Below are 25,270 nucleotides of genomic sequence, written 5' to 3'. Positions count from 1 at the left end.
ACTGATGCAACGAATCTCCAGTCAGCGGGTAATGTACCGCTTTGCTGATTACAGTGAATGTTTATATCTCACCGTGAATGAGAATGTGGGGTATTCACTGATTACAGTGAATCTTTCATCTCTCGCGGTGAACAGAGGATGCGGGACGCTTACTGATTACAGTGAACGTTTGAGGTTAACGTGGGGGGCTAAAGAACTGCGTACGATGGCTCTGAGAGGTCAGTCCTGGAGAGGTTTACTGATTACAGTGAATCTTTCACATCGGACTACTGATTACAGTGAACCTTACACAGATTACAGTGAATGTTTACTGGTTATAGTGAATGTTGTGCAGATCACAGTGAATGCATGCACGATTTCAGCCGCAATGCCCTGCTCTTTTTGATGAGCTATCTTCTCATCCACTGAATACCAAACTGCTGATTACAGTGAATGTCTGCCATCCGTTGGAAAGCTGAAGGAGATCACAATTTCATCAATTTCAAACGTCTGGCTAAAATGCATTCACTGATTACAGTGAACGTTTGCATTAACTCGCTCTTACCTAACGTATTTTCTCAACACTAAATGTTCCTCATTAAATGAGATAGATTTGCCTCATGTGTAGGATTTCGGTATAAAGTCATAAATCCTACATGTGTGGAGCAAGTATGGCTAACGATGAGAAGCAAGTTCTGAAGGTCGCACAACGTTCAGAAAAGATGCTGATGAGCCTGACAGAACAAATTCAGGCACAAAAAGAAGAGTTGCAGGAAAACACGTTTTATCAGGTTTACGCAAAAGCGGCGTTAGCCAAATTGCCTAAATTAACGCGTGCGAGCGTTGATTACGCTGTAAATGAGATGGAAGAAAACGGATATCCGTTCGACAAGCGCGCGGCAGGCAGTTCAACCAAGTATGCGATGTCGATTCAAAACATCATCGATATCTACCATCACCGTGGTGTGCCTAAGTATCGCGATCGCCATCAGGATGCGTTCACGCTATTTGTGGGTAACTTGAAAGGCGGCGTGTCCAAAACGGTATCGACCGTGTCGCTGGCTCATGCTTTGCGAGCCCACCCGCATCTGCTCTATGAAGACCTGCGAATTCTGGTTATCGACCTCGATCCACAGTCTTCCGCCACCATGTTCCTTAATCACGAACGCTCGGTTGGGTTGGTAGAAGCGACCGCTGCTCAGGCGATGCTGCAAAATGTCGGGCGTGAGGAATTGCTGAACGAATTTATTGTTCCGTCAATCATCCCAGGCGTGGATGTCCTGCCAGCTTCCATTGACGACGCTTTTATCGCTTCCCGTTGGGAAGAGCTTTGCAGCGAGCATTTACCGGATCAGAACGTACATGCCGTGTTGTATGAGAACGTTGTGGCCAAACTGAAGAAAGATTATGACTTCATTTTCATCGACAGTGGTCCGCATTTGGATGCCTTCCTCAAGAACGCGATTGCCGCTTCTGACCTGTTGATGACGCCAGTTCCACCTGCACAAGTGGATTTCCACTCCACTCTGAAGTATTTGACTCGTTTACCAGAGCTGATTGGCATTATTGAGGAATCGGGCGCGTCATGCCGCTTGCAGGGCAATATCGGTTTTATGTCTAAGCTCTCCAATAAGGCCGATCATAAGCTGTGCCACAGCCTGGCGAAGGAGATCTTTGGTGGCGACATGCTGGATGCCGCATTACCCCGTCTTGATGGCTTTGAGCGCTGCGGAGAGTCGTTTGACACGGTGATTTCTGCTAACCCCTCCACCTACGTGGGTAGCACCGAAGCCTTAAAAAATGCCCGTTCGGCAGCGGAAGATTTCGCTAAAGCCGTATTTGATCGCATTGAATTTATCCGCCTGAACTGAGGTTACTATGAGCGCAAAAAGAATCACGATTGGCCGAACCTTCAGCCAAACACCTTTGCAAACTGAGGATGCTTCAGAAGGCCATTCTCAGACGTTTATCCTTTCGACCGGTAAACGTGCCCTCTTCACGCTTGAGCACATTGCGGCGAAAGAAATTGAAGAAAAAACCTATGTGGTGATGGAGACCAATGGCCGCGACCAGTCTGGCCTGACGCCTGAATCGCTACGCGATATTATTCGCACTATCAAATTGCAGCAATTTTTCCCTGCAATTGGCGTCCAGCGTGGCGACCGTATCGAAATTCTTGATGGTTCACGCCGCCGTGCAGCAGCCCTGCACTGCAAAACCGGCTTAGATGTGCTGGTCACAGAAGTGGCGATCTCTGCTGAGGAAGCGCGTCGTTTGGCGCAGGATATTCAGACTGCTCGTGAACATAATCTGCGTGAAGTGGGCATGCGCTTGTTGTCGCTAAAAGAGAGTGGCCTTTCGCAGAAAGACATCGCACAGAGTGAAGGGCTGTCACAGGCCAAGGTGACGCGCGCACTGCAAGCCGCCAGCGTTCCGCTGGAGTTGGTCACACTCTTCCCCAATCACTCTGAGTTGACCTATCCCGATTATAAAACGCTGCTGCAGGCTTATGAGAAGTTGCAGGAGACGGGCCAGACAGTCGATGCTTTGATTGATACCATCGGGATGGATGTTGATTCTGTTTGCGCACGTGATGGTCTGGCTGAAGATGAAGTGAAAAACGGTATTTTACGTCTGGTGCGCAATGGTAGTCAGACGCTGATTCAGTCTCCCGCCAAAGATAAAGTCGTGGCTACACCATTGTGGACTTTTGCGGACAAAGACCGTTATGCACGTAAGAAGACGCGTGGTCGTATGTTCAGTTACGAGTTTAACCGTCAGTCGAAAGAGTTGCAGGAAGAGTTGGATCGGGTCATCAACGAAACACTCAGCAAGTACCTTAATCAATAATCGAAATGCCGCCTCAGGGCGGTTTTTTTTCGTCCTTAACGGGGGGCTTCGCCAGCCTAATTTCATCGCTAACTGTATGAAAATTAACTGGCATGCGTTGAAATTTCAGGCTGAAATCGCCACTAATTTCATCATCCAAGTTTGTCACTGCCGCCTTCAATCGCATCCAACCAGATCGGTTGCAGCTAAAGTAACCAGCTGAATATCAAATCGCCTAAACAGCATTCTTGCGGAATTCAAGATGAAAACACGCCTACAACTCACACTGTTCGCTGTACTAATTTCACGTATAACTATATGAATTTATAGCGTTTGTTTTTAAAATTTCAGGGTGAAATCGCCATCTTTCACTAAGGCTACAACGTTTGCCAAAAGATACAAACTTGGTTTAGTCAGATGATATTCAATGATTTATCCACAGAAAAGGTGGATAACTCTCATCGTCTCTTAAGCTGTCAGCGTCAGCGAGGGAGAAAACTGCCAGACCGCATCCCGAACACGGACAGGTTTATTTATCAGACCCAAGGCATAGAAACGATCGGCGATAATCTGCTGCTCTTTTATCACTTCAAATGCCATGGCTCGGGTTCTATGACTACGGCGGCTAAGCGCCCTTTCTACAGCTGCTAATTCCAGTCCCAGCTCCTCAGCGAGCAAGCCCGCCGCTTCCTTGCGATGGCTATCAATGAACAATCCGGTTTGCTGTAAGCTTTCCACCAGCTTCTGCACCACATCATCATGCTGAAGTACGTAATCACGGCGAGCAAGATAGAACTGGTGATTACGCACGCGCCCTTCGCCATTTGCTAAAACTCGCAGTTCAGCATTGGACTCAGCTGCACTCAAAAGTGGATCCCACATCATCCAGGCATCCACCGCCAGATAATCACTGGCGGTTAAAGGGTATTTTGGCGGCGCATAAACGACTTTCACCTCATCCAACGCGATGCCGGCTTCTTCAAGCAGTTGCAGCAGAAGCCAGTGAACGTTTGAGCCTTTATTAATTGAAATGCGCTTACCGCGTAAATCCGTAAGGGTTTGAATATCACTGTCATACGGCACCACCAGACCCACGCTGTTCGGTGCGGGAGGTTCCCAGGCAATATAGGTCACGGCATTGCCCCCAACCTGAGCAAATATCGGCGGGACTTCACCGGTGGTACCAAAGTCAATTTCGTTGTTTTGCAGCGCGTGGAGTAATTGAGGTCCGGCTGGATATTCACTCCACAACACGCTGACGCCTTGCTGAGAAAAACACTGCTCAAGGCTTTGGCGTGCTTTTAACACCCCCAGGTTGCCAAATTTCTGATAACCAATACGCAGTTCACGTTCCTGACCGTTCGCAGACACAGATGTGACTGGAGCGCTGCTGGTGGTTTTTCGACGGCCTTTAATCATGCCCTGATGGGCAAGTTGAGTACGTAAGGTGTGACGACTGATGCCGAGTAAAGCCGCAGCCTGAGTCTGATTCTGATCCGTAAGTTCAAGCGCATTATTAATCAAGCTGGCAACCACACGATCAAACAGTTGATGCGGTTCTGACGAAAGTTGCTGACGCAGAAAACTGTCCAGCGTTGAGTCTGCAAAAGAGATAAATCGATGTTCACTGTAACCGGCAAGTCGCAGTTGCGCGGGAGTCAGCGTTTCCTCACGACTGAGAAGTACCGCGTTATGCAGGGTGTTTTCAAGTTCACGGATATTGCCCGGCCAGCTGTATTCGTGCAGCGCCTCAAGCGCGTCGGGAGAGAGTCGTCGTGCAGGACGCCCCAAACGTCGTGCATACAACGTCAGAAAATGTTGTGCCAGAAGAGGAATATCATCCCGGCGCTGCCGTAAAGGCGGCAACGGCACTACGGCGATGTTGAGTCGGTAAAAGAGATCTTCTCTGAATCGACGTTCACGGATCGCCTGAGCTAAGTCCACATGTGTCGCCGCAATGACGCGCACATCCACTTTAATCGCTTTACGTGAGCCGACACGGTTGATCTCTCGCTCCTGCAACACACGCAATAATTTAACCTGCAATGGCGGGCTAAGTTCACCGATTTCATCGAGGAGCAGCGTGCCACCCTGCGCGGATTCAAACCAGCCTGGATGTGCCTGCGACGCACCGGTGAAAGCCCCTTTCTCATGACCAAAGAGCTCAGCCTCCGCCAGACTCTCGGTGAGCGCTCCACAGTTGACGGCCAGAAAGGGGCCATGGCGGCGCGCGCTATGGTGATGTAGATAGCGCGCGACAACTTCCTTACCGGTGCCGGTTTCACCCACAATCAACACGGTGGCATCCGTGGGGGCAAATTTATCGAGCAGTGATTGAAAGGCAAGTGAAGCCGGGTCGACTAAACGAGGCGAATCGGTGTGGTTGGCGTAGGTGTTGAGCATGGTTTGATTTCCTTTCAGGAGCATCATCACACGCTAAACATTCAGGTTCACTGTGAACAGCAGGAAAAAAGCATAAGCAGTTGCATATGCAGCAATAGCTGTTGACGTGAAGTTGTGAATGCAACAACGCTTAACGGAGTAATCAGAGCTAAATGTCTGAAATCCCGCAAGTAAGGGCAAATACCAAACTGGCACGCTTTTCGCTAATAGCCATATAACTAAATAAACAGTCAGAAATGACCAATTTCGAATAAAGTTATATAGGAAAAGCATAATGGCCGATTCCGCTAACAACGCTATCAATGTCTTCTGGTTTCTCCCTACTCACGGCGATGGCCGCTATCTGGGCACCACCGAAGGAGGTCGCCCGGTTGATTTAGCCTACTTACAGCAGGTGGCCTTGGCTGCCGACAATCTCGGATTCTACGGTGTGCTGATTCCAACCGGTAAAAGCTGTGAAGATTCATGGCTGGTTGCGTCAGCGCTGGCACCGATTACGCGCCGTCTGCGCTACCTGGTTGCGGTGCGCCCAGGCTTGCAACCGCCAACGCTGGCGGCACGCATGGCTACCACTCTTGATCGCTTGTCTGAAGGGCGCCTGTTAATCAACGTGGTGACGGGCGGCGATCCGGTTGAGAACAAGGGCGACGGCATCTTCCTGAATCACAGTGAACGTTATGAGGTGACCAAAGAGTTCCTCGACGTCTACAGCCGCTTAATGCGCGGGGAGAAAGTCGACTATCAAGGAGAGCACATTCATGTAGAAGGGGCCGAAGTGCTGTTCCCTCCGGTACAAGAAAATGGCCCACCGCTCTACTTTGGTGGATCTTCTGAAGCGGCGATAGACGTTGCGGCACAACAAATTGATACCTACCTGACGTGGGGCGAGCCACCAGAGCAGGTGGCGGAAAAAATCGCGGTAGTGCGTGAACGTGCCGCCGCACGCGGACGCAAGCTTGAGTATGGCATTCGCTTGCACGTTATCGTGCGTGAAACCGAAGAGGAAGCGAAAGCCGCTGCAGACAAGCTGATTGGTCAACTGGATGAAGAGACCATCGCGCAGGCGCAAAAGATCTTTGCCCGCATGGACTCGGCAGGGCAGGCGCGTATGAGCGCGTTACACAAGGGTTCACGCGATAATCTCTACATTGCGCCAAACTTATGGGCGGGCGTGGGGCTGGTGCGCGGCGGTGCCGGAACGGCACTGGTGGGGAGCCCGCAGCAAGTGGCAGAACGCATCCGCGAATATCAGGCGTTGGGTGTGACCAACTTCATCTTGTCAGGCTATCCGCATCTGGAAGAGGCCCATCGTGTGGCAGAATTGTTATTACCGCTGCTGCCGTTGGCGCACGGACAACAGCAGCGAGCGCGCACGTTCAATACCGGGCCTTTTGGCGAAACCATCGGTGGCGATAAGCGTCCATCGAAGCAAACGAGCGCCAGCTAATGCAGGAGAAGGCAATGGCGATAGCACATGTGATGATTGTCGGTGGCGGCTTTAGCGGCACGGCGCTGGCTATTCATCTTGCGCGTACCGCAGCCAGCCGATTACTGATTACAGTGGTCGAGCCGCGCGATCGCCTTGGCGGCGGTGTTGCCTACTCGACGCAGGAGCCTGCGCATCGTATTAACGTGCCCGCATCGCGTATGCATTTAAGCGGCGATGAGCAGGGTGCATTTGACCGCTGGTATCGTCAGCAGCCGGAATGTTCACTGGACTCCGCAGCCCATTGCACCGACGGATCGGTCTATCCTCAGCGCGGGTTGTTTGGACGCTATCTGGCGGAACAGTTTGCGCTCGCCGCACAAGCGCATCCACTTGTGACGCTACGACACATTAAGGCCAGCGCCATCGCATGGGAGGGGCAGCAGTTGCTACTCAGTGATGGTGAAACCCTGAAGGGCGATGTGCTGGCTTTGGCGATTAGCCATCCACCGCCTTCATTGCCAAATTCATTACAGCCCCTGGCACAGCATCCGGCCTTGATCGCCAATCCCTGGCAGCAAGGCGCACTGGATGCTATCGATCCTGACGCATCGGTGGCGATTATGGGCACCGGGCTGAGTATGGCTGATGTGGTTGCCTCACTGGCCACCCGCCAGCATCGAGGCCCGTTAACGGCCTTCTCGCGCCGTGGGCAGCTCTCACGCGCTAATCTGACAGGTGAGTGGCCTGAATGGACGTTAGCGCCGCAGAACGCCGCAGAGACGCGTTTGTGGCTACACCATATTCGCGCCGAGGTCGATCGTGCTGCACAGCAGCAATTGCCCTGGCAGCGCGTACTGGATGAAGTCCGTGTACAGGGGCAACGTATCTGGCAATCATTGCCGTTACGCGAACAGCAACGGTTTGTGCGTCATCTGCGCTCCTGGTGGGATGTACACCGCTACCGCATTGCGCCTCAGGTGTCGGCGATCATCACTCAACGTCAGCAGCAGGGCAGTTTGCAGGTGCTGGCGGCCAGATTGCACGCTATCACTGCGCGCGCTCATCAGCTGGAAATCACACTGCACACTCGGCAAGGTGAAACACAGACGCAGCTACTGGACCATCTGATCGTCACTACCGGTCCAGGTCACGATGCGTTGACCCACAGCCAGCCGCTATTACTTTCGTTGAGTGAGCAAGGCCTGATACGTGCCGATGCACTCGGCTTCGGTCTGGATGTGGATGAACAATCCCATGCCCTTAATCATCAAGGCCAGTCCAATGCCCGGTTACTGGTGGTTGGCCCCGCCGCACGCGCACGCTTTGGTGAGCTGATGGGCTTGCCGCAAGTCGCCGACCATGCCGCGGCCGTGGCGCAGCAAATCCTGAAAGAACTGCATATCGTTCATGCCGAGCGATGTCCCCCTTCTGATTCTTAATCTCTCAACATCTTAAAAATTAACTGACGAACGCCGGGTCGTAGCACGATCACGGCCTCGCTATGGAGATTGCTATGCCATCGCAACGTGAAATTCGCTTGAATGCATTTGATATGAACTGTGTCGGACACCAGTCACCTGGACTGTGGGCCCACCCGCGCGACCGCTCCTGGCAGTACAAAGATCTGGAGTATTGGGTCGATTTGGCGCGCCTGTTAGAACGGGGGAAATTCGATGGGTTGTTTATTGCCGATGTGCTGGGCATCTATGATGTGCTGAATGGTAATGGCGATGCCGCCATCCGCCAGGCAACGCAGGTGCCGGTCAACGATCCGCTGGCACTGATCACACCGATGGCGCTGGTGACCGAACATCTCGGCTTTGGTCTCACCGCGTCGCTGTCATTTGAGCACCCTTATCCTTTTGCGCGACGCCTCTCCACGCTCGATCACCTCACCAAGGGACGCATTGGCTGGAACATTGTCACCTCGTATCTGGAGAGCGGCGCTCGTAATATTGGCCACCAGGCACAGACCGATCACGACAGTCGTTATGACTACGCCGATGAGTATCTGCAAGTGGTCTATAAACTGCTGGAAGGGAGCTGGGAACAGGATGCGGTTCTACGCGATCGCGAACGTCGCATCTTCAGTGACCCTCGCAAAATCCATCCGATTAATCATCAAGGCACCTTCTTCAATGTGCCCGGTATCCACCTGTGCGAACCCTCGCCGCAACGGACACCGGTGTTGTATCAGGCAGGGGCTTCAAGCCGCGGTAAGCAGTTTGCCGCTGAGCATGCAGAGTGCGTATTTGTGGCGGCACCGTCAAAGGTGCTGTTGAAGAAAACCGTGGCCGATATTCGCCGTCGTGCCGAAGAAGCAGGACGTGATCCGCGCAGCATTCTGATCTTCAACCTGCAAACGGTGATTGTCGGGGAAACCGACGCGGCGGCGCAGGCAAAGTGGAAAGAGTACCAAAGTTGGGTCAGCTACGAAGGTGCGTTGGCGCTGGTGTCTGGCTGGACCGGTATCGACTTCGGACAGTATCAGCCAGATCAAGTGTTGAAGTACCTGCACACCAATGCCATTCAATCTGCCGTGGAAACCTTCTCGACTGCCGATCCCGATCGTCAATGGACGGTCAAAGCGTTAGCGGACTGGGTAGGTATTGGCGGTTTTGGTCCGCTGATTGTCGGCAGCGCTGAAACGGTGGCGGATGAACTGCAAAGTTGGGTCGAAGATACCGATGTGGATGGCTTCAACCTGGCCTATGCGTTGACGCATGAAACCTTTGAAGATGTGGTTGAACTGCTGATTCCGGAACTGCAAAAGCGCGGCGTCTACAAAAAGGATTACGCACAAGGCACGCTGCGCGAGAAGCTGTTTGATGCGGGACCTCAGCTAACCGCACCGCATCCGGGTGCAGGCTATCGCGTGAAAAGCCGTGTGCAGCAGGAGGTCTCATGATTGAGATTGAACAGCTGAGTAAGCAGTATCGCAGCACTGATGGCCGCGTGACTGAGGTGCTGAAAGCGATAAACCTGCAGGTGCCTCAGGCCAATATCACGGCCGTGGTGGGTCCAAGCGGAGCCGGTAAATCGACGCTGGCAAAATGCATCAGCCTGCTGGAACAGCCCAGTTCCGGCAGCATTCGCGTGAACGGCAGCGATCTTTCCCGGCTGGATGGTGAGGAACTGCGCCTTGCACGTCGATCGATTGGGACGGTGTTTCAGTCATCCGCACTGTTGCAACGCAAAAGTGCGTGGGAAAATATCGCGTTGCCTTTGCGCTATCTCGGCGTGGTAGAGCGTGATATTGCCGCGCGCGTCGGTGAGTTGCTGGAGAGTGTCGGCCTGAGCCACAAAGCCAACGCCTACTCTGGGCAGCTTTCCGGTGGTCAGCGCCAACGGATCGGTATCGCGCGTGCACTGGCATTGCGTCCTTCGGTGCTGTTGGCCGATGAAGCGACCTCAGGGCTTGATCCTGAGGCAACCCTCACCGTGCTCGATCTGCTCAAAAAACTGCGTGACGACTATAAGCTGGCGATTGTGTTGATCACCCATGAAATGGATGCGGTGCGTCAGGCAGCCGATGCGGTGGCCGAGATTCGCAATGGGGAAATTGTGCAGTACGGCGTGGTGAAAGACTTACTGGCTGAACCGGATTCAGCGCTGGGGCAACGCCTCTTCCCGCTGGTGGCTAAGCCGGGTGTCGCAGAACTGATCCTGCAACTTAGCTATCGCACCGATGTGCCGGTCGCCAGCGACTGGATTTCGCGGCTTAGCCAGCAGTTTGCGCTGCGCATTGATCTGCTCGGCGCGCATATCGAACAGGTCAATGGCATTCAGGCCGGACGCTTGCAGGTCGGTATTCACTTCCAACAGGAGCGCGTGCCGCTTGCACGGTTACTGGCGCAACTAGAACAATTCGGGTTAGTCGCCAGTGTCTCTGGCAGCGTGCTGCCATTACGGGAGGCGGTATGAGCGTCTCCGTAATGAGTCAAGACACGCCATGGCTGGAAATCCCAACCTTGATGCTGCCTGCGTTGGGCGAAACCGCGTTAATGGTGGCAATCGTGATGCTGTTTGTCGTGACCTCCGGCGGCATGGTCGGTGTGGTGCTGTTCAACACCTCGGCTCGCGGGCTGTTTCCCCATCGCGGCGTGCATCGGGTGTTGAGTTGGATGGTTAACATGGGGCGCTCACTGCCGTTTCTGGTGCTGATGGCCGCGATCATTCCGTTCACCTTCTGGCTAACCGGCACCACCATCGGTATTCCCGCCGCGGTGGTGCCGATGATTGCCGCTGGCATCCCGTTCTTTGGTCGGCTGGTGGATAACGCCTTGCGCGAGCTGCCTGGCGAGGTCACTGCGGTGGGGCTGGTGTGTGGTGGCTCGCGTTGGCAAATCATCCGCTCGGCGCAACTCAGTGAAGCCTTGCCCGCCATCGTTGCCGCTATCACGCTCAACCTGATTTCGATGATTGAGTATTCGGCGATTGCCGGCACCATCGGCGCGGGCGGCATTGGCTATCTGGCCGTGGTGTACGGCTACCAGCGCTTCGACAACCACATCATGATCGCCACCATCGTAGTGTTAATCGCTCTCATCCAAACCATCCAATTTCTCGGTGACCGACTGGTTACCGCATTGCGCCATCCTCAGGGGACATCCATATGACAACACAAGAGTTTGAATTACGTAAAACCCGCCGCTGGCCATGGCTGCTACTGATTATAGTGGTCATTGCACTGGCCGCTGCGGCCTGGTTCTGGCGCAGCCAGCAGGCACAAACGGTGGTCTTTGGCAGCACCTTGCAGGTGCACTTTGAGCCAGCAATGGCCGGTGAACAGAAGTTGATTGAGTATGTCGGCGAGCATATCGCACCTGACTACGGCCTGAAGCTGCAGGCTGTGGGTGTGCAGGACCCGGTGCAAGCTGACCGTGCCGTCGCCGAAGGACAGTATGCGGCCACGGTTTATCAACATCAGTGGTGGCTGAAGCAGGTGGTCGATGCCAACGGCTTTAAACTCACTTCTGCTCTACCGCTGTTCCAGTGGGCATTTGGTATCTACTCGGACCGCTATAAATCGGTGGCCGATCTACCGCAGGGCGCTACCATCGTGGTTCCCGATGACGGCGCCAACCAAGGTCAGGCACTTTGGTTACTGGCACGTCAGGGATTGATCACGCTTGACCCCAACGTTGAACCGCGTACCGCCAAACTCAAGAATATTGTGGGCAATCCGCACGGCTTCGTTTTTAAAGAACTCGACTTGTTAACGATGCCGCGTGCGCTCAATTCTGTCGATGCCGCGATTGGCTACGTCTCACAGTTTGATGCCGGCAAAGTCCCGCGTGATAAAGGCATCCTCTTCCCGCCAGCACCGCGTACCTTTGCATCGCAGTTGGTGATTGGCACACCGTATCTGGAGCAAGAAAATATCGTCAAACTCAAGCAGGCGTTCTCCGATCCGCGCGTTCAACAGTGGTTAAAAACCACCGATGACCCGCTGGTAAAAGGTGTGCTGGTGCCTGTCTCTGCTGAGTAATCCCCCCGCTTTTAATACGCTCCCCGGACTCGCGCTGCGCGTTCGGGTTTTTGTGCTTGTTTTGATTTTATATTATTGATATATAACACATTAATATCACTATTTGTTGTTTTGGTCCTGTCAGTTAAACGTTTATAACAACCTCACCTGCATAACTAAAAATAACGTGAGGCGTTATGAGTACTCTTCCTTTAGAAAACACCCTGCCGGCTTCCGAGCCGGTGCGTTCGGTCAGTGATGTGGCAAGGCTGATCAACACCCGCAGTGACAAAAACAACTATGCGCGCATGATTGTGTTCCTCGCGCTCGGTGGCGTCTTCCTTGATGCTTACGATCTCACCACGCTCTCCTACGGCATTGATGACGTGGTACGCGAATTCCAGCTAAGCCCTTTCATTACCGGGCTGGTGACCTCTTCGATTATGGTCGGCACTATCGTCGGCAACCTGATTGGTGGCTGGCTCACCGACAAATATGGCCGCTACTCGGTGTTTATGGCCGATATGTTGTTCTTCGTCGTCTCCGCTATTGCCGCCGGATTAGCGCCCAATGTCTGGGTACTGATTGGCGCACGCTTCCTGATGGGGATTGGCGTCGGCATCGATTTGCCGGTGGCGATGTCCTATCTGGCGGAGTTTTCTAAGTTTGCGGGCAAAGGTAACAAAGCGGCGCGTCTGGCTGCCTGGTGCCCGATGTGGTACGCCGCTTCAACGGTGTGCTTCCTGCTGATCTTCGGCCTCTATTTCCTGTTACCGAAAGAACATCTCGATTGGTTATGGCGCGCTTCACTGCTGTTCGGGGCGGTCCCTGCGTTGCTGATCATCGCCGTGCGCAGCAAGTTTATGAACGAATCACCGTTGTGGGCCGCCAATCAGGGGGATCTGAAATCAGCGGTGCGCATCCTGCGGGATTCTTATGGCATTCATGCGCATGAAGCCGAGCCGGAAGCGCCACCAGCAGAAGCCGCGCCGAAGGTGAGTTTCCGCGTGCTGTTCCAGAAACCCTGGCGTGAGCGCACTATCGTGGCCGGTGTGATGAACATCTGCATCTCATTTGAGTACACGGCTATCGCGTTCTTCCTGCCCTCAATTCTGGCGCAATTCCTCGGCGCTGGTGTGTTTGAAACCATCTCTGCTTCGCTGGGCCTCAACGCCTTGTTCGCCTTTACCGGCGGTTTGTTAGGTATGCGTCTGGCATGGAAATATCCGTCACGCCACGTGGCTATCGCCGGTTTTGCCTTGCAGTTCTTTGCCCTAATCGCGCTGGCGCTGATTGGGCATCCTGAAGCCATCGCCGGGATTGTGTTCGCGATACTGATGCTGGGCTTGTGGCTGTTTGCCGAAGGTTTTGGTCCTGGCGCACAGCTGATGGTCTATCCGGCGCTCTCGTATCCCACCTCCATTCGTGCCACCGGCGTGGGCTTTAGCCGCGCACTTTCCGGTATTGGCAGTGCGCTGGCGCTGTTTATTCTGCCGATTTTGCAGTCGGCGTTGGGTACCAACATGTTCTGGGTGGTATCACTTGCCGCCATCATCCCGATCTTCTTCCTGCTGGCGGTACGTCACGAACCGACTCGCCACGACATCGACGATCTTTCTCATCAGGAGTGACCATGAGCTTACTTTCAACAGGTACTGATTACGCTGCACTGGCAGCCCATTTCCGCCCGTTGTTTGCCCGCATTGCCGAGGGCGCAGTGGCGCGCGAACGCAGCCGCACCTTGCCGCATGAAGCCCTGACGTGGCTAAAAGAGTCCGGCTTTGGCACGGTGCGTATCCCTAAAGAGAAGGGCGGTTGGGGCGCATCACTGCCGCAACTGTTCCAACTGCTGACTGAACTGGCGGAAGCGGATTCTAATCTGCCACAGGCGCTGCGTGCCCACTTCGCTTTCGTCGAAGACCGCCTGAACCAACCTGACAGTGAAGAGCGCGACCGCTGGTTCGGCCGTTTTATCGACGGCGAGCTGGTCGGCAGCGGCTGGACGGAGACTGGCGTGGTGAAACTCGGTGATGTGATCACGCGCGTCACGCCGATGGCAAACGGATGGACCCTGAGCGGAGAGAAGTTTTACAGCACTGGCACGCTGTTTGCCGACTGGATCGATGTCTATGCGCGTCGCAACGACAACCAGGGTGACGTGATTGCTCTGGTGAACACTCACCAACCGGGCGTGACGCGTGAAGACGACTGGGATGGTTTTGGCCAGCGCTTAACCGGGAGTGGCACTACACGCTTCGATAATGCACATGTTGAACAAACGCATGTGTTCGATTTCGCCACGCGCTTCCGCTACCAAACGGCGTTCTATCAGCATGTGTTACTGGCTACGCTGGCAGGAATTGGCCGTGCGGTGGCACGAGACGGCGCGCAGGTGGTTGCGGCTCGCAACCGCATTTACAGCCACAGCAACGGTGGTGCGTCACGCGACGATGTGCAGGTATTACAGGTGATAGGCGAGATCACCAGCCTGGCATTTGCTGTTGAAGCCACAGTGATCCGTGCAGCACATTCACTGCAATCAGCGTATGAAGCACACTTAAGCCACGATGAAGCGCAGCTTCTCGCCGTGAATGCGTTGGCGGAAGCGGAAGCCGGGCAGGCGCAGGTGATCGCCAGTGAACTGGTGCCACGTGCTGCTACTGAGCTGTTTAATGCGCTCGGTGCATCGGACACGCGCATCAGCAAAGCGCTGGACCGCCACTGGCGTAATGCGCGTACGGTGTCATCACACAATCCGGTGATCTATAAAGCGCGTGATATCGGTGGCTGGAAGGTGAACGGCACGCCGCCAACCGGGATTTGGCAGATTGGTCGCGGAGGCGAATAAAAGCCTGTAGGTAGAGGCGGCCTTCAGGCCGCCTGTTATGAAAAAAGCAATTTACTTCTTATCCAGCGACCAGGTCGCACTGCGCACATCCACTTTCACCGGCAGCAGTCCTACGCGGGTAAACGTATCTGCCAGCGCTTGTTGCTCGTCGAATACCTGCGGAGTCATGCGCGTGGCACCGTAAGGCAGACGTTTTAAGGTGGTTTGCCAGATGGTTTTATCCAGCCCGGTGGATTTTGATAAAATCGCGGCTGCCTCATCCTGATGCTGGTTAGCCCAGTCACTCAGTTTGCTTAACTCATCCACGACCTGTTTAGCCGTATCCGGGTGGCCTTCCGCAAACGGGCGGCTGGCGAGATAGAAGGTATAATGCGGTACTAACCCTTCGGCATTGCGAATTTCACGGGCATCGGCGTTGGCTTCCACTTCAGCCAGGAACGGATCCCAAATCACCCAGGCATCAATCGCCCCTTTCTGGAAGGCGGCACGCGCATCGGCGGGTGGCAGATAAACGGGTTTCACATCTTTGTAGTTTAAACCAGCATCTTCCAGCGCCTTAACCAGCAGATAGTTCACGTCAGAGCCTTTATTCAGGCCAACGCGTTTACCTTTCAAATCCGCCACGCTTTTAATCGGGGAATCTTTAGGCACCACAATCGCTTCGGTTTTTGGGTTAGCAGGGGAGTGGCCAAGGTAGATCAAATCGGCTTTGGCGGCTTGCGCGAATGCTGGCGGGGCATCGCCAGTGGCGGCCAAATCAATGCTGCCGACGTTCAGCCCTTCCAGCATCTGCGGACCCGCAGGGAACTCCACCCAACGCACATTGATGCCCTCTTTTTTGAAGGTTTCATCCAGCGTGCCGCGATACTTTAACAGTGCGAAAATATTGGCTTTCTGATAACCAATGGTGACGGTTTCTGGGTTGGCGGCAAAGGCATTTGCAGAGAGCAGGCCGATGCTGAGGGCCAGCGTGCTCAGAACAGGAATTTTAGTTTGCATGATGAGTCTCTCGTGGTTTTTTCTCACCATAACAAAGCGCTTATATAACCAATAAATAACTAATTTCGATCGCTTATAACCTAATTTTTGTGATCGCGATCATTCACTGTAATCAGTATGTCATCTCAATTTGCATAGATGCCCAGATAATTAGCACGGTAATAATTTGTATAACAAATCAAAATGTCATATCGATAGTCTTCTGTCAGGATAGGCACTTACGTTGCCTGCTATGGGTTGCTTTCGCTCTATGAAGTGGTTTTCACAAAGTGCAGTGTTGTTCTCTGCCAAAACATGTCTTGCTGCCTTTCTGGCTTTTTACATCGCTCTGGAACTCAATTTAGACAAACCGGCCTGGTCACTGACTACAGTGTACGTTGCCTCGCAACTCTATTCGGGGTCCACCGTTTCGAAATCGATATTTCGCTTCTTTGGCACCGTGCTTGGCGGCTTGTTTACCTTGCTGATTTATCCCACCACCGTCGAGTCACCGATGCTGTTTAGCCTGTGCATTTCACTCTGGGTGGCGGTGTGTCTTTATCTGTCCCTGCACGATCGCACACCGAAAAGCTATGTGTTTATGCTGGCAGGTTACAGCGCGGCCATCATGGGTTTTCCCGATGTCACTGCGCCCACAGAAATCACTTATACGGTGATTTCGCGCATTGAGGAGATCACGGTTGCCATCATCTGCAGTAGCCTGGTACACCGCTTGATCATGCCGGTGTCGATGCGGAATCTGCTGGAGCAAAGTGTCAGTCAGTGGTACCAAAACGCGCGCAAACTGTGCAGCGAATTAGTGACGGCAATGCCCGCTGAGAAATCGCTGGAGCGCGAAGATATCCTGGTACAAATGGCTAACTATCCGCTCAATGTCGAGACGCTGATTACCCACTGCGTGTACGAAGGCGATGCGGCACGCCGCCTGGTGCGACTGGTCAGCGTGCAGTATCAGCATCTCTCTTATCTCATTCCTACACTGACTGCCATTGAGTCACGACTCAACCTACTTGCACAGCAGCAAATCCGCTTTCCTGAGCATGTTGCAGAGGCTTTCCAGCAGTTTTTGTTATGGCTGAATGGCGATGATAGCGTGCCGGTGCGCGATATTCTGACTGTGTCACAAGCGCAGTTAAAACAAGCCTGGCAGGAAGGGCGCTTAAACAGCGAAGAGAGTATTTTGCTGATTGGCTTACTGGAACGTTTGCTTAATTTCGTGCGCATCGCGGATGCCTATCAAAGCGTCAGCGAGCGCGTGAGTGAGTGGACACCCACCGTGAAGGCGGGCAAACCTGCACGCGCGCACAAGCACGTTGATAAGGGGTTACTGCTACTGTCTTGTTTCACGGCGTTCTTTGCCACTTTCGCCACCTGCCTGTTCTGGATTGGCAGCGGCTGGAAAGATGGCTCGACGGCACCAATGATGGCGGCGGTGCTCTGTTCCTTCTTCGCAGGAATGGATAGCCCAATAGCGCCGATGAAGCTGTTCCTGAAAGGGGTGCTGATCTCTATGGCGATCAGCCTCCTCTACGTCACGGTGTTGATTCCGCAAGCGGTGACATTTGAGGCAATGGTCATATGTCTGGCTCCCGGTTTGTTTGCTTTGGGATTAGTGATTGCTAATCCTTCGACCAATCTGATTGGTTTGATCGTGGCGACACAGATTCCCGGTTTGATCGGCATGAGCCATCACTTTAAGCCAGATCTTCTGCTTATAGTGAACGCGATGATTTCGACGCTGGTAGGCATTGTTATCGCCCTGGTGCTCACGCTGCTGATCCGCAACAAGCGCCCATCCTGGACGGCGAAACGCGCGGTACGTAAAGGGATTCGCGATTTGCTGCAGTTCATCGCGGTGCTGCGACTGAATACCGTCACCATGACGGCCCGCCAGCAGTTTGTCGCGCGGACGCTGGATAAGGTCAACATCATCTTGCCGCGCAAACGCGTTGATCCGTCACCCGACCTGATATCTGGCGGGAATCTGATTGCCGAAGCCTGGTTAGGGGCTAACTGTTATGACTACTACACCCGACACAAGGCGCTGTTGACCGCAAATGGCATTGAAAGTGCGGCTATGTTCCATGAGCTAAGTGTGTTCCTGAAACAGCGTCTGAAGTCGTTGCACACGCAGCCTCAGCCCGCGCTTTTAGAGGAATTGAATCGTCTGTTACTGCGTCTGGATGCGGGTGCTCGCCAGGAGCAGGCCCTGTTCGCGCCGATGTTCCATCTGTTTAATGTTCGCTTATCGCTGTTTCCTTCAGCGCGCTGGCCAGAAATCCCGTACAGTGCAGAACAAGCTCTATAAAGGATGATGACAAATGAAAATGATTGGCTTAATCGGTGGTATGAGTTGGGAATCAACGGCGCTCTATTACCGCATTATCAATGAACAGGTAAAGCAGCAGCTCGGCGGATTGCACTCGGCGCGTAGCCTGATGTACAGCGTCGACTTTCAGGAAATTGAAAAGCTGCAGGTTGCGGGTGAGTGGCAGCAAGCCGGTGAGATTCTGGCGGATGCGGCGCGCAGTCTGGAGAAGGGTGGGGCAGATTTTATTGTGCTCTGTACCAATACCATGCACAAAGTCGCCAGTCAGATTACCGATTCGGTGGGTATTCCGCTGCTGCACATTGCGGATGTCACGGCGCAGCGCATCCGCCAGGCAGGCGTTAAACGCGTAGGGCTGCTGGCGACCGCGTTTACCATGGAGCAGGATTTCTACAAAGGTCGTCTGGCGCAGTCTGACATTGAGGTGCTGGTGCCTGCTGCCGCAGGGCGCAAAGCAGTGCACGACATCATTTATCAAGAGCTTTGCCTCGGTATTATCCGGGAGGAATCGCGAGCACGTTACCGTGAGATTATTGCTGAGCTGGTGGACCAGGGTGCCGAAGCCATCATTCTGGGCTGCACGGAAATTACTTTGCTGGTGAAGGCTGAAGATGCCAGCGTGCCGCTGTTTGATACCACATTGATCCACGCCGAAGACGCGGTGAAACTGGCTCTGGCAGGAAAATAACTATCCTGCTAATTATAATTTGTGTTATTATTTATTCATTGAAGGCACAACGTCTGACCCCACATGGTCGTACAGGGATGTGCCAGAACTGGCTGCCAGTATTAGCAGCCTTTTTTGTGGTCAGAATGCTGTTTCCAGTGAATCTGTGACGCAATATTGGTCATCCACCAGCGGCAAATAACGCCATTTATCGAACGCCGTGCAGGGATGTGAGATACCGCATCCTACCCAATCCCCCGGTTGCAGCGTTTCATCATCAGGCAACAGTAAATAAGCGTGCTGATCATTTACGTCACTGATCCTCAGGTGGGTTGCGCTGCGTGCTTCACTCCCATCAGCGTTGCGAATCCATAATGGATTAGGCAAGTCCTGATCGAAAGGCACGTCACGGCGACCAAAATCAACAAATGCCAGACCCGGTTCAGGGCGGGATAACACGCGTCCCCAAATCTCCAGCGCCGCTTCAAAATGGTGATGAGCGCCAGGTTGCGCGAACGGCGCGATACGCGCATACAAACCGCTGTCGTGCGCCATGTACGCGCCGGAGCGAATCAGTGGTGTCATCGGCAACGGCAATGCAGCTGCGGTAAAACACTCCGTCACCACATCAAACCACGCGCCGCCGCCAGCACTCAGAATGATGTGTTCACTGCTGAACAACTGTTTCTCCGCCAGCAGGGCGGCCGTGTTCACCATCATCTGGCAGTAATCTTTGACCTTTTGCATCCCCGCCGCATCACGACCTGCCCCGAGCGCGCCTTCGTAACCGGCTACACCCACCAGATTCAGCGCGGTGCTGGCCTGGATTGCCTCGGCAATCGCCAGTGCTTCCGACTGTGAACGGCATCCGGTGCGCCCACCGCTGACCGACATTTCCAGTAGCACGGAAATGCTCGCGCCACCAAGATGCTGCTCCAGCAGTTTGACGCCCTGCAGTGAATCGACGTAGCACAGGAATCCGTGATCGGGATGCTGCAGTTGCCATTGGCCTATCCAGCGTATGCCTGCCGGATCGACCAGCTCGTTGGCGAGAAACACGTTACGAATGCCGAACTGGCGCAGCGCTCGCACTTGCGCTGGCGTCGCGGCACCTAATCCCCATGCGCCACCTTCAGCAATGGCGCGGCGTAAAATGGCGGGAGACATCGAGGTTTTGCCGTGTGCCGCTAACATAACCCCCTTTTCCCGACAAAAAGCTGCCAGTTGGTGCAGGTTATTCTCCAGCGCTGACTGCTTCATGATCATCAACGGTGAGAACACCTCATCACTGCTGAAAATGTCGGTGCCCTGCGCTAATGGCGCGTTACCTGTCCCCGCGACAGATTTAAAACGCGGTGCGGATTGCGGGGCATCCAGCAATCCGTCCGCGTGCAGTGGAAATTGAATCGACATGCTCTCTCCTGTTAGTGCTCAAGCACGCGCGATAAAAATTGCTGGGTACGCGGGTTCTGCGGATTAACAAAGATCTGCTCCGGGGAACCCTGTTCAGCGATGACCCCCTGATCCATAAACACCACGCGGTCAGCGGTTTTGCGCGCAAAGCCCATCTCGTGAGTTACCACGACCATGGTCATCCCCTCGCGTGCCAGGCTGCGCATCACTTCCATCACCTCACCGACCAGTTCCGGGTCCAGCGCTGAGGTGGCTTCATCAAAGAACATAATTTTGGGTTCTACCGCCAACGCACGCGCAATGGCCACGCGCTGTTGCTGACCGCCGGAAAGCTGCACTGGATAGTGATGCGCGCGCTCGGCGAGTCCAACACGCGTCAGGGCAGCCATGCCGCGTTTGTTGGCTTCGGCTTCAGACAGCTTTTGCGCTTTAATCAACGCCAGCGTGACGTTACCTAACGCGGTTTTGTGTGGGAACAAATTGAACTGCTGGAACACCATGCCCACGTGGCCGCAAATCTCGCTGCTGCGTTTACGGTCATGCAGCGGCACTTTATTCACCCAGATTTCACCGCCGTCGGCCGTCTCCAGGCCACTCATGATGCGCAGCACGGTACTTTTACCGGAACCGGAAGCGCCAATCAGCACCAGCACTTCGCCGGGTGAAACATCGAGGCTGATCTCTTTCAGCACTTGGGTTGAGCCAAAGGATTTGGTAATGCGGCTCAGCGTAATCGCGGATTGGCTCATGATAACTGGCTCCTGGTTTGATGATGTTGAACCCAACGTGATAATGGGAAGCAAATGGCGAAGTAGAGCAGGGCCACCAGACCGTAAATCACCACCGGCTGTCCGATGCGATCGACAATCGCCTGGCCTTGATGCATCAGTTCGGACATGCCGATCATGCTGACGATCGAGGTGTCCTTAATCAGAGAAAGATACTGACCCGCCAGCGGCGGTAACACGATGCCGCGCGTTTGCGGCAGCACAACACTCATAAAGGTTTGGCGTTTGGAGAGGCCTAAAATCCACGACACTTCCCACTGTCCTTTCGGCACGGCTTCAATCCCGGCACGGAACACTTCGGCGATATAAGCGCCTTGATAAATGCTCAGGCCCAGGATCCCGGCGGCAAACAGGTTGATCTCATAACCGAAGTAGGCGACGCCAAAGTAGATAAACATCAGGGTGATCAGCACCGGCGTGCCACGAAATAGCTCGGTGTAGAGCACGGCAATCTGTTTGGCGACTGGCAACCGGCTGGTGCGCAACACCGCGGCCAGCAAACCGAGCAAGGTACTGCCGATGATCGCGGCGATGGACAGCAACAGCGTGATACCCAACCCCTTGAGCAGGATGGGGAAAGAGCTGATGATTAATTCGCTCATAACGCATTCTCCCGTTTCACTGGATTAGTCAGCCATTTTTTTGCCCACCACCAGGCGGACTTTTTTACCGGTGTCACCAGCGGCGGATGGAACATGCGCCGTCCTGCAACTGTGCCCAGCCAGGAGAACAGATTGCTCAACACCAGATACACCAGTGCGACGACGCTAAAGGTCTGGATATAAAGCAGAGTACGGGCATTGATCACCGTCGCGGTCCCGGTCAACTCTGGCAGCGCAATGGCCGAAAGCAGCGAAGTGCCGAGCAGCAATTGAATCAGGTTATTGATAATTGCGGGCCACACCGCACGTGCTGCCTGAGGTAACACCACGCTGATAAAGATCTGCCGACGCGGAATGCCGAGAATATAGGCGGCTTCCAGCTGTCCTTTTGGCACCGACTGAATCCCCGCGCGGAAGGTTTCGGACAGGTAGGCCCCGACGTTGATCCCTAGCGCCAATATGCCTGCTGTAAAAGCACTCATGGTGATACCGAGAGAGGGCAGGCCGAAGAAGATGATGAAAATCTGCAACAGCACAGGCGTATTACGGATAAATTCGACGTAGCAGTGGCTGATCCAGCGTAGTGGGGCAACAGGCGACGACTTCGCGAGTGCCGACAACAAACCCAGTGCCACCGCCAAAATGAAGGCCAGCAGCGTCACCTGTAATGTCAGCCAGGCGGCTGCCAGAAAGGTGTCAGCGTAACGCCACAGGGTTAGCCATTGATAATTCATGGTTTGACTCCTTCGAGCGGCGCGACAGCAACTGTCGCGCCGCGGCAATCAGTTAAAACTGCGGGTTCAGCGGGTAACGTGGTTTGCTGCCAAACCATTTCTGATACAGCTGGGCGTTTTCACCTGATGCGTTGATTTCAAACAGGAACTCATTCAGGTAGTTAGTCCACACCTGATCACCCTGTTTCACGCCAAAGGCGTTATATTCCAGCGGTACCAAGGCTTCGTTGGTCACCGTCAGAGTAGGGTCGAGTTTGGCCTGATAGGCGAGGAAGTTGTTATCTTCGATCATGGCATCAGCCTGGCCTTGTTTAACGGCGAGGATGGCGGCCTGCGATGAGTCGTATTCTTGAATTTTCACATCAATGCCGAGGTTGCGGACTTCATCACCGTTGGTGGAGCCTTTCACGGTGGCAATCGTCTTACCTGCCATATCGTGTGCAGATTGAATGCCGCTGTTATTACGCACCAGCATCGCTTCACTCGCCACCACATACGGGTTGGTGAAACCGATCTCTTTGGCACGTTCCAGATTGCGCGTGAAGTTACAGAACACCACATCGACTTTGTTGGTTTGCAGGTTAGGAATGCGGTTCGCGCTGGTGGTATTCACCATCTCCAGCTTCACGCCCATCTCTTTAGCCAGTGCTTTCGCGAGATCCACGTCATAACCATCCGGGTTGCCGTCTTTGTCGTAAAAGCCAAACGGGGCAAAGCTCAGGCAGTCACCCACTCGCAGCGTGCCGCGTTGCAGTACGTTCTGCAAAGCGGATTGCGGCGCGGCTCCCGCCTCTTTTTTCTCTTCAGCCGGGGTGCAGCCTGCTAAAACCAGTAACGCCAGCGCAGCCGCGCCGAATTTAAGCGATGTTGTGTTCATTTCATGCTCTCTTATAAAATTTAGACGAGACGGTTTACACCGATATTTCACAGAAAAATGAAAAGCATCAATTAATAACAGGCTGTCCTGGTGTGGGCGAAGAAATAAAAATACGCCAGCCTGTTTTAACCGTAATAATTATTTACGATCGGCGCGGAAGCACTTCATGTCGACTTCCACTTTGCAGTCGACCACTAAATCCTGCACGCTACAAATACGTGCGGGTGGGTTTCCGCTAAATATCTCACTGAATACTTTATTAAAGGAGCTGAAATAGCGCGCATCGGTTAATACCGCAGTGACGTGCACCACATCCTCCACGCGATAGCCAGCCTCACGCATGATGTTCAGGCAGTTATCGAACGCCAGCTGCGTTTGTTCAATGATGCCGCCTTCTACTACTTCACCGTCGAGCATGGGGGTCTGGCCCGAGATATACAGCCAGCCATCGGCTTCTACGGCGCGCGCGAAGGGCAGCTTTTGCCCACCGGTGCCGGTTCCGCCTTCAATGCCATAACGTTTAATCGCCATGCAATTCTGCCTCGTTTCCGTGTTGATTGGTTGTCCGGTATATCAGACTAGAATCTGCAATACCGGATAGGGCCAGATTTGCACAGGAAATTAGCTTTTGCAATATGTGACGCGCTATTTAATTTTTTGTGATGTCGGCGGGATCGCAAAATAAATCTCTTTGCATAATTTTGCTTAACAGGAGTGTGACCGTTGTCGTGATTTCCCATTTATAAAAAAGTAAGGCGTGCGCCAAAATGAGGCCCCAAAATAGATCGTCATAATATAACGGGCGTGACGACTTTTTATTTTTACGGGGATGGGTAATTGTTGCATTGGGGTGTATGATGCATCTCTTTTTTAGCGTATTCCATTCGCAGACATGCAACAGGGGAGTGAGCGTATGCCGGATGAAAAACCGTCACGGGCGCGCGGCGTTGACCGGGTTATTGATATTTTTCGTCAACTGCATATTGCCCGTCAGCCGATGGCGATGCGGGATCTGATTGATGCCACCGGCGCACCGCGTTCCAGCGTGTATGAGCTGGTAAGCTTATTGAGTGAAGCGGGTCTGGTGGAGTTAGATGCTGAAGGCGCGGTGTTCTTTGGTCGTGAAATGCACTATTACGGTGCGGATTATATGGCGCATAACGATCTGATCCGGCGCGCACATCAACTGATGGTTGAGATCGTGGCACGTCACGGCGAAACCATTCAGCTTTGCATGCTGGAAGGGGATAAATACACGGTGGTGCTGTCTGAAAGCAACGCTCACCCGTTCAAGATCAGCTCCGATATTGGTGTGCGAGTGCCGATCACCTGGACGGCAACGGGACGTTTACTGCTGAGTAACTGGTCAGACAGCGCCATTCTCGATCTGATCCCAGAAGAGGATTATCGTCTTGCCAGCGGCCAGATTCTCGATAAACAGGCCTTTCTTGATGAGATCCACCATGCGGGCAAACTGGGCTACTGCATGACGGAAGGGTTATCCGAGAGTTTTACCTGCTGCATGGCGGCACCAATCCGTTCGCGTAGTGGTCAAGCGGTGGCCGCCATCTGCTTTATGGTCAGCCGCGATACCCCGCAAGAGCGTCGCCAGATGTTGTTGCAGGAGCTGATCACCTCTGGGCAGAAGCTGTCCGATTTTACGTGATGCTGTTTTCCGGTGCGCATCAAGGTGCACCCTACGAAAACCGCGATCGATCGTCTTAGGGTTGCCATTTATGGCAACCGAAAAGCGCTTAGCCGACACGCCTTACGCCATTGATGGCGACCCTTATCATTCCCACTCTTTGTCGCATTCCGTTACAACCCATTGCCCTGACGTTTATTTTCACTGCTTAAGGTTGTGTTAAGGTAATTGATAATAATAACTATTCTTTTTACCACG

Annotated in this window: 21 protein-coding genes; 13 read left to right on the top strand and 8 right to left on the bottom strand. The window is 53.6% G+C overall.

The window, feature by feature from the left end; translation table 11 throughout:
• The first annotated feature begins 650 nt into the window (after nucleotides 1-650).
• Together ACPUC8_RS06460 and ACPUC8_RS06455 are read left to right on the top strand one after the other, a co-directional pair.
• Nucleotides 651-1,850, top strand: a complete 1,200-nt coding sequence (locus tag ACPUC8_RS06460) for an AAA family ATPase (RefSeq protein WP_039330226.1) — start codon at nucleotides 651-653, stop codon at nucleotides 1,848-1,850.
• A gap of 7 nt (nucleotides 1,851-1,857) precedes the next feature.
• Nucleotides 1,858-2,829 (top strand): ParB family protein, encoded by a 972-nt coding sequence (locus ACPUC8_RS06455; protein WP_039330223.1) that lies wholly within the window; start codon nucleotides 1,858-1,860, stop codon nucleotides 2,827-2,829.
• A gap of 447 nt (nucleotides 2,830-3,276) precedes the next feature.
• Here ACPUC8_RS06455 and ACPUC8_RS06450 read toward each other — a convergent pair whose 3' ends face one another.
• A complete protein-coding gene (locus tag ACPUC8_RS06450) occupies nucleotides 3,277-5,211 on the bottom strand; it encodes an aliphatic sulfonate ABC transporter substrate-binding protein (RefSeq protein WP_494925819.1) in 1,935 nt (644 codons plus the stop codon).
• 274 nt (nucleotides 5,212-5,485) lie between these two features.
• On the opposite strand from ACPUC8_RS06450, the gene ssuD reads away from it, so the two are divergent.
• From ssuD to ACPUC8_RS06410, 8 genes are all read left to right on the top strand, one after another.
• Nucleotides 5,486-6,658: an FMNH2-dependent alkanesulfonate monooxygenase gene (ssuD, locus tag ACPUC8_RS06445; RefSeq protein ID WP_494925818.1), complete on the top strand. Its 1,173-nt coding sequence runs from the start codon at nucleotides 5,486-5,488 to the stop codon at nucleotides 6,656-6,658.
• A gap of 14 nt (nucleotides 6,659-6,672) precedes the next feature.
• Nucleotides 6,673-8,079, top strand: coding sequence for an FAD/NAD(P)-binding protein (locus tag ACPUC8_RS06440; protein WP_494925817.1), 1,407 nt, complete (start codon nucleotides 6,673-6,675; stop codon nucleotides 8,077-8,079).
• A 74-nt stretch (nucleotides 8,080-8,153) separates the two neighbouring features.
• Nucleotides 8,154-9,548 carry an LLM class flavin-dependent oxidoreductase gene (locus tag ACPUC8_RS06435; RefSeq protein ID WP_494925816.1) on the top strand — a complete coding sequence of 465 codons (1,395 nt, stop codon included), beginning with the start codon at nucleotides 8,154-8,156 and terminating at the stop codon, nucleotides 9,546-9,548.
• Nucleotides 9,545-10,564, top strand: a complete 1,020-nt coding sequence (locus ACPUC8_RS06430; protein ID WP_494925815.1) for a methionine ABC transporter ATP-binding protein — start codon at nucleotides 9,545-9,547, stop codon at nucleotides 10,562-10,564. The genes ACPUC8_RS06435 and ACPUC8_RS06430 overlap by 4 nt, the downstream gene beginning before the upstream one ends.
• Nucleotides 10,561-11,259: a methionine ABC transporter permease gene (locus tag ACPUC8_RS06425; RefSeq protein ID WP_494925814.1), complete on the top strand. Its 699-nt coding sequence runs from the start codon at nucleotides 10,561-10,563 to the stop codon at nucleotides 11,257-11,259. Before ACPUC8_RS06430 ends, ACPUC8_RS06425 begins: the two co-directional genes overlap by 4 nt.
• Complete coding sequence (locus ACPUC8_RS06420) at nucleotides 11,256-12,131, top strand: MetQ/NlpA family ABC transporter substrate-binding protein (protein ID WP_039330212.1); 876 nt, start codon at nucleotides 11,256-11,258, stop codon at nucleotides 12,129-12,131. Before ACPUC8_RS06425 ends, ACPUC8_RS06420 begins: the two co-directional genes overlap by 4 nt.
• A 176-nt stretch (nucleotides 12,132-12,307) precedes the next feature.
• Entirely contained in the window at nucleotides 12,308-13,741 is a 1,434-nt protein-coding gene (locus ACPUC8_RS06415; protein ID WP_039330211.1) for an MFS transporter, read from the top strand.
• 2 nt (nucleotides 13,742-13,743) lie between these two features.
• A complete protein-coding gene (locus ACPUC8_RS06410) occupies nucleotides 13,744-14,958 on the top strand; it encodes an acyl-CoA dehydrogenase family protein (protein WP_494925813.1) in 1,215 nt (404 codons plus the stop codon).
• Nucleotides 14,959-15,009: 51 nt separating this feature from the next.
• Here the strand turns inward: ACPUC8_RS06410 and ACPUC8_RS06405 are convergent, their stop codons facing one another.
• A complete protein-coding gene (locus ACPUC8_RS06405; protein WP_494925812.1) occupies nucleotides 15,010-15,957 on the bottom strand; it encodes a sulfonate ABC transporter substrate-binding protein in 948 nt (315 codons plus the stop codon).
• A gap of 250 nt (nucleotides 15,958-16,207) precedes the next feature.
• On the opposite strand from ACPUC8_RS06405, the gene ACPUC8_RS06400 reads away from it, so the two are divergent.
• Nucleotides 16,208-18,265 (top strand): FUSC family protein, encoded by a 2,058-nt coding sequence (locus tag ACPUC8_RS06400; protein ID WP_039330340.1) that lies wholly within the window; start codon nucleotides 16,208-16,210, stop codon nucleotides 18,263-18,265.
• Nucleotides 18,266-18,278: 13 nt separating this feature from the next.
• Complete coding sequence (locus tag ACPUC8_RS06395; protein WP_494925811.1) at nucleotides 18,279-18,974, top strand: aspartate/glutamate racemase family protein; 696 nt, start codon at nucleotides 18,279-18,281, stop codon at nucleotides 18,972-18,974.
• Nucleotides 18,975-19,094: 120 nt separating this feature from the next.
• On the opposite strand, the gene ACPUC8_RS06390 is transcribed toward ACPUC8_RS06395, so the two are convergent.
• From ACPUC8_RS06390 to ACPUC8_RS06365, 6 genes are all read right to left on the bottom strand, one after another.
• Nucleotides 19,095-20,366 carry an alanine racemase gene (locus ACPUC8_RS06390; protein WP_494925810.1) on the bottom strand — a complete coding sequence of 424 codons (1,272 nt, stop codon included), beginning with the start codon at nucleotides 20,364-20,366 and terminating at the stop codon, nucleotides 19,095-19,097.
• Nucleotides 20,367-20,377: 11 nt separating this feature from the next.
• The gene (locus ACPUC8_RS06385) at nucleotides 20,378-21,115 is read right to left on the bottom strand and encodes an amino acid ABC transporter ATP-binding protein (RefSeq protein WP_494925809.1); all 738 of its coding nucleotides are present in this window, start codon (nucleotides 21,113-21,115) and stop codon (nucleotides 20,378-20,380) included.
• Nucleotides 21,112-21,756 (bottom strand): amino acid ABC transporter permease, encoded by a 645-nt coding sequence (locus ACPUC8_RS06380; protein ID WP_039330205.1) that lies wholly within the window; start codon nucleotides 21,754-21,756, stop codon nucleotides 21,112-21,114. Before ACPUC8_RS06380 ends, ACPUC8_RS06385 begins: the two co-directional genes overlap by 4 nt.
• The gene (locus ACPUC8_RS06375; RefSeq protein ID WP_039330203.1) at nucleotides 21,753-22,490 is read right to left on the bottom strand and encodes an amino acid ABC transporter permease; all 738 of its coding nucleotides are present in this window, start codon (nucleotides 22,488-22,490) and stop codon (nucleotides 21,753-21,755) included. The genes ACPUC8_RS06380 and ACPUC8_RS06375 overlap by 4 nt, the downstream gene beginning before the upstream one ends.
• A gap of 52 nt (nucleotides 22,491-22,542) precedes the next feature.
• Nucleotides 22,543-23,367: an ABC transporter substrate-binding protein gene (locus ACPUC8_RS06370; protein WP_494925808.1), complete on the bottom strand. Its 825-nt coding sequence runs from the start codon at nucleotides 23,365-23,367 to the stop codon at nucleotides 22,543-22,545.
• 138 nt (nucleotides 23,368-23,505) lie between these two features.
• Nucleotides 23,506-23,898, bottom strand: a complete 393-nt coding sequence (locus ACPUC8_RS06365; protein ID WP_039330199.1) for a RidA family protein — start codon at nucleotides 23,896-23,898, stop codon at nucleotides 23,506-23,508.
• A 382-nt stretch (nucleotides 23,899-24,280) separates the two neighbouring features.
• Here ACPUC8_RS06365 and ACPUC8_RS06360 point away from each other — a divergent pair, with 382 nt between their 5' ends.
• A complete protein-coding gene (locus tag ACPUC8_RS06360) occupies nucleotides 24,281-25,033 on the top strand; it encodes an IclR family transcriptional regulator (RefSeq protein WP_039330197.1) in 753 nt (250 codons plus the stop codon).
• Nucleotides 25,034-25,270 lie beyond the last annotated feature (237 nt).

The sequence above is a fragment of the Pantoea sp. CFCC18177 genome (assembly GCF_059412425.1).
The sequence above is the reverse complement of the archived record's forward strand: the minus strand, read 5'-3'. Positions and strand labels throughout refer to the sequence as shown.